We start from the raw sequence: 4,769 nt of genomic DNA on the forward strand, positions 1-4,769 counted from the left end.
GCTGGTCGGAGGGGGTTTCCCTCAGCGTGGCGGCGCTAGGATTCGAACCTAGGAAGGCTGAGCCACACCGCCGGGTTTGCTGCCGTTCGAACCGCTTTTCGGCGGTGCTCCCTGGCAACGACGTAAACAATACCCGATGCGCAGGGGTGCTTCGCCACCCGATTGATCCGCGCCGCGGGAGCGGGGGGTGGCTAGGCTGGTGCGGATGCGGACCGGGCCCCGAAGATCCGCCTCGGCGGCTTCCCCACGCCCGTCGGCAGGCGACGTGTACGCGAGTCGTACGCACCCCCGCACGCACCCGACACACTCCGACAGACCCCGATACAAGGAGCCACAGGACATGGCCGACTCCAGTTTCGACATCGTCTCGAAGGTCGAGCGGCAGGAGGTCGACAACGCCCTCAACCAGGCCGCCAAGGAGATCTCGCAGCGCTACGACTTCAAGGGCGTGGGTGCCTCGATCTCGTGGTCCGGTGAAAAGATCCTCATGGAGGCGAACTCCGAGGACCGGGTGAAGGCCGTCCTCGACGTCTTCCAGTCCAAGCTGATCAAGCGGGGCATCTCGCTGAAGGCCCTGGACGCGGGCGAGCCGCAGCTCTCCGGCAAGGAGTACAAGATCTTCGCCTCGATCGAGGAGGGCATCTCCCAGGAGAACGCCAAGAAGGTGGCGAAGATCATTCGCGATGAGGGCCCCAAGGGTGTGAAGGCTCAGGTCCAGGGCGACGAGCTGCGGGTCAGCTCCAAGAGCCGCGACGACCTCCAGGCCGTGATCGCCCTTCTGAAGGGCAAGGACTTCGACTTCGCGCTGCAGTTCGTGAACTACCGGTAGTCCGTACGGCAGATACGGGAGAGGGGCGGGCACCGTCGGCCGGTGTCCGCCCCTCTCGTGTCCGCGGGCCGCGTCGCACGTCAGCGGCCGTGCGCGGCGCCTCGTCCGCCCCCGACGCGCGGGCTCAGTCCCGTGAGTTGCCGAACAGGATGCGGTAGGCGATCAGCAGCACCAGCGAGCCGCCGATCGCCGCGGCCCAGGTGGCGCCGTCGTAGAAGTGCTTCGCGATCGGGTGGTGCAGCCAGCGCGCCGAGATCCAGCCGCCGATGAACGCGCCCGCGACGCCGATGAGGGTCGTACCGATGAAGCCGCCCGGGTCGCGGCCCGGCAGCAGGAACTTCGCGATGGCCCCGGCCAACAGTCCCAGGATGATCCAGCTGATGACGCTCATGCCCTGAATCCGCCTTCCTCGACGACTGGTGTGCGTCGTCATGTGTGCCACACGCGTGTTCGTGCCGTGTTGTGGAAGAAGACGACACGGCCACACCTCACGGTTGCATCGGCCAGTAGGGTCCCGAGCCATGACACGCTCCCCCGGCCACTCCCCGGGCCACTCCCCCGGCCCGGCCTCCTCGTCCTCGCCGGCGTCCGGCGGCGGGCTGCGGCGCAGCCTCGGGGTCGGGGACGCCGTGGTCATCGGGCTCGGCTCGATGGTCGGGGCCGGAATCTTCGCCGCCCTCGGGCCGGCGGCGCGGGCGGCCGGCTCGGGGCTGCTGGTGGGGCTCGCGGTCGCCGCCCTCGTGGCCTACTGCAACGCCGACTCCTCGGCACGGCTGGCCGCCCGGTATCCCGCCTCGGGCGGCACCTATGTGTACGGCCGCGAGCGGCTGGGTGCGTTCTGGGGCTACCTGGCGGGCTGGGCGTTCGTGGTCGGCAAGACGGCCTCCTGTGCGGCGATGGCGCTCACCGTCGGCGCGTACGTCTGGCCGGGCCAGGCGCACGCGGTGGCCGTCGCGGCCGTCGTGGCGCTGACCGCGGTGAACTACGGCGGCGTCCAGAAGTCGGCCTGGCTGACGCGGGCGATCGTGGCGGTGGTGCTGGCGGTGCTGGCCGCCGTGGCCGTCGTGTGCCTGGGCTCCGGTGCGGCCGATGCCGGGCGGCTCGCCATCGGCGACTCCCGGGGCGCCGGCGGCGTTCTGCAGGCGGCCGGGCTGCTCTTCTTCGCGTTCGCCGGGTACGCGCGGATCGCGACCCTGGGCGAGGAGGTGCGCGATCCGGCGCGGACGATTCCGCGCGCGATCCCGCTCGCCCTGGGCATCGCGCTGGCCGTGTACGTGGCTGTGGCGGTGGCCGTGCTGGCGGTGCTGGGGCCGGACGGACTCGCGCGGGCGGGCGCGCCGCTGGCCGACGCGGTGCGGGCGGCCGGGGTGCCGGGGCTGGTTCCAGTGGTACGGGTCGCTGCCGCCGTGGCCGCGCTCGGCTCGCTGCTCGCGCTGATCCTGGGCGTCTCGCGCACCACTCTGGCCATGGCCCGGGACCGGCATCTGCCGGGCGCGCTGGCCGCCGTGCATCCGCGTTTCCATGTGCCGCACCGGGCCGAGCTCGCCGTGGGTGCCGTCGTCGCGGTCCTGGCCGCCACGGTGGACGTCCGGGGCGCGATCGGCTTCTCCTCCTTCGGGGTCCTCGCTTACTACGCCGTCGCCAACGCCTCCGCCTGGACCCTCGGCTCCGCGCCCGTCCGGCGGGCGGTACCCGCGGTGGGCCTCATCGGCTGCGCGGCCCTGGCGTTCGCCCTGCCCTGGCTCTCGGTGGCCGTGGGCGCGGGTGTACTGGCGGTGGGGGCGGCCGCGTACGGCGTGCGACAGGCACGACGAACTTCCTGATCAGGCCACGAGGGCGCTGCGATTCGGCCTGAGCGCGTGACCAACTGATACTGGTGGAAGTAGGTGCAAAAGCAGGCAACGTCGGCGGAGCGACCTGGGAAGGTGCCGATCATGAAGGTGTTCAACCTGCTGCTCAACATCCTGTGGCTCGTCTGCTGCGGCTTCTGGATGGCGATCGGTTACCTGATCGCGGCACTGATCTGCTTCATCTTGATCATCACCATCCCGTTCGGCATCGCGTCGCTGCGTATCGCGGGCTTCGTCCTGTGGCCCTTCGGCCGCACCACCGTGGAACGGCCGGGCGCCGGGGCAGGATCGTTCGTCGGCAACGTGATCTGGGTGATCTTCGCGGGGTGGTGGCTGGCCCTGGGACACCTGGTCACGAGCATCCCGCTGTTCGTCTCGATCATCGGCATCCCCTTCGGATGGGCAAACCTGAAGCTCATCCCGATCTCCCTCATGCCTCTTGGGCGAGAGGTAGTGGACACAGATCAGGGATTCGCCGGACGCTGATCCTGCCGCTGGGCGCCCCCGCTCGACCGACCGTCCAAGCGGCTCAGCCACCACCGTCGTTCGGCGCACTTCCTGTGTCGGAGCCGCTGGTCCCAGGACCGGTGTCGGTCGGGCGAACGTCGCTCAGACTGTCGACGACGGTTATGGCCGGCGGATTTGAAGGCGTGGGCACCTGAATAAGGATGGGGACATAGACAATCTCGCCATGCCTGAACTCGGCCTTCTCCGAGAACCGGTAGCACACGACCGCTTTCGGGTCACTTCGCGTCGCATAGCACCTGAGCGGCGACTTCACAGGTGTGGACTGCATGGACTGCGTATTCTCCGGTGAACCGCTCACCGCACTCACCGGCGCCGCCCATACGCCGACCATCAAGCAGGACGAGACCGCAGCCGCGAGGCCGGCGCCCCGCAAGTTCACTTTCCTCATTCTGATCCCTCCTGGGCTGCGAGTGAACTGGCCATATCGGACGAGAGTTCGAGGATCGGGTGAGCGTACGGCGGTGTCATCGACTCATCGGCAGGGCGCTCGGGCTCGGCTCCGTCTGCCACAGAGGATGGAACAGCCATCAAGCGATGAACGGGTGACGGCGACGACGACACAGATCGCTGGTACGAGTGTCGGACTTGCGCATGTGTCATTTTATTTGCGCAACCCCGCATGGGTATTTGAGCTTGCGCAGCTCGGAGTCCGAGGAGAAGAGCCTTGCGTAGAATCCAGCGAATTCTGACCACCGCCGCCACCGTGGGGACCTTCGCTGTTGTGAGCATGGGCATCGCTCATGCGGACAACAACACGAGCACCTACACCGGGCCGGTCACCTTCACCGGCATCACCTATTTGGGAGGTCAGGCACCCCAGTTCCAGGCCCTCCAGATCCCTCAGAACCCTCAGCCGGCCGACGCGCCGTCCGACGGCCAGAAGCAGCCGATCACACCGCAGATCGCGGCGCCGAGTACACCGAGTACCCCGAGCACTCCGAGCACGCCCAACACACCAAACACGCCTAACACTCCCAACACGCCGAATACTCCGAACACGCCCAACACCCCGAACACCCCTAACACTCCGAACACACCCAACACCCCCAACACGCCGAACACGCCCAACACCCCCAACACCCCCAACACCCCCAACACCCCCAACACGCCCAACACGCCCAACACCTCAAAGACTTCCGACGCCTCAAAGACTTCCGACGCCTCAAAGGAGTCTGAGGCGTCGAACACTGAAGACGTATTTGACGCGTCCAACATGTCGGATACGTCAAGGGCACTTGGCATCACGTCAAATGCATCTGAGATCCCGGACGCACAGGGCCTTCTGAGCACCGTGAGGTCGCTGCTGCGGCCTGCGGGAATCCTCTGAATCTAAGTCGCACAATGGGGCCGCGCAGATGTTGCGCGGCCCCATCGTGATTTCGGCACTGTCATTCCGGCGTGTTCGGTGTGTTCGGCGTGTTCGGGGTGTTCGGCGTATTGAATCCGCCGCCCGGCGTGTTCGGTGTGTTCGGCGTGTTCGGGGTGTTCGGCGTATTGATCCCGCCGCCCGGCGTGTTCGGCGTGTTCGGCGTGTTCGGGGTGTTCGGCGTATTGACCCCGCC

6 protein-coding genes and 1 tRNA gene are annotated in these 4,769 nt (G+C 67.7%); 3 read left to right on the forward strand and 4 right to left on the reverse strand.

All coding sequences use genetic code 11. From position 1 onward, the window contains the following. Positions 1–27 precede the first annotated feature (27 nt). Positions 28–159, reverse strand: a tRNA-OTHER gene (locus tag IE318_RS44025). A 181-nt stretch (positions 160–340) separates the two neighbouring features. On the opposite strand from IE318_RS44025, the gene IE318_RS44030 reads away from it, so the two are divergent. Beyond that, the gene (locus IE318_RS44030; protein ID WP_030174428.1) at positions 341–829 is read left to right on the forward strand and encodes a YajQ family cyclic di-GMP-binding protein; all 489 of its coding nucleotides are present in this window, start codon (positions 341–343) and stop codon (positions 827–829) included. Between the two features lie 124 nt (positions 830–953). Here IE318_RS44030 and IE318_RS44035 read toward each other — a convergent pair whose 3' ends face one another. Next, entirely contained in the window at positions 954–1,220 is a 267-nt protein-coding gene (locus IE318_RS44035; RefSeq protein WP_189908441.1) for a GlsB/YeaQ/YmgE family stress response membrane protein, read from the reverse strand. Positions 1,221–1,350: 130 nt separating this feature from the next. On the opposite strand from IE318_RS44035, the gene IE318_RS44040 reads away from it, so the two are divergent. Further along, a complete protein-coding gene (locus IE318_RS44040; RefSeq protein WP_229904215.1) occupies positions 1,351–2,652 on the forward strand; it encodes an APC family permease in 1,302 nt (433 codons plus the stop codon). Between the two features lie 111 nt (positions 2,653–2,763). Continuing rightward, on the forward strand, positions 2,764–3,165 hold the full coding sequence (locus IE318_RS44045; RefSeq protein WP_189908442.1) for a YccF domain-containing protein: 402 nt from the start codon (positions 2,764–2,766) through the stop codon (positions 3,163–3,165). Between the two features lie 43 nt (positions 3,166–3,208). Here the strand turns inward: IE318_RS44045 and IE318_RS44050 are convergent, their stop codons facing one another. Together IE318_RS44050 and IE318_RS44055 are read right to left on the reverse strand one after the other, a co-directional pair. After that, positions 3,209–3,595: a hypothetical protein gene (locus IE318_RS44050; protein ID WP_189908443.1), complete on the reverse strand. Its 387-nt coding sequence runs from the start codon at positions 3,593–3,595 to the stop codon at positions 3,209–3,211. Positions 3,596–4,056: 461 nt separating this feature from the next. Beyond that, positions 4,057–4,395: a hypothetical protein gene (locus tag IE318_RS44055; RefSeq protein ID WP_189908444.1), complete on the reverse strand. Its 339-nt coding sequence runs from the start codon at positions 4,393–4,395 to the stop codon at positions 4,057–4,059. Positions 4,396–4,769: the final 374 nt, after the last annotated feature.

Source organism: Streptomyces spiralis, assembly GCF_014654675.1.
Taxonomy (GTDB): domain Bacteria; phylum Actinomycetota; class Actinomycetes; order Streptomycetales; family Streptomycetaceae; genus Streptomyces; species Streptomyces spiralis.